Annotated in this window: 1 protein-coding gene; it reads left to right on the top strand. The window is 51.6% G+C overall.

Annotated features, from left to right (window positions below; all coding sequences use genetic code 11):
- Positions 1 to 215: hypothetical protein (locus ACTHTQ_RS11600; protein ID WP_440364001.1), on the top strand; the 215-nt coding region annotated here is incomplete at both ends.

Below are 215 nucleotides of genomic sequence, written 5' to 3'. Positions count from 1 at the left end.
CGGGTGAAGCTAAAGGCCGTGCAGACGATGCTTACAATTTAGCAAGTCAAGCAGATACCAAAGCTGATGGTGCGGTAGCGAAAGCTGAAGCGGCAGATGCTAAAGCAGTAGCGGCAGATACCAAAGCTGATGGTGCGGTAGCGAAAGCGGAAGCAGCAGATGCTAAAGCAGTAGCAGCTGATACTAAAGCCGGTAAAGCGGCAACAGATGCAGCA

This window comes from Neisseria sp. P0020.S003 (assembly GCF_051957095.1).
Classification (GTDB): Bacteria; Pseudomonadota; Gammaproteobacteria; order Burkholderiales; family Neisseriaceae; genus Neisseria; species Neisseria subflava.
The sequence above is the reverse complement of the archived record's forward strand: the minus strand, read 5'-3'. Positions and strand labels throughout refer to the sequence as shown.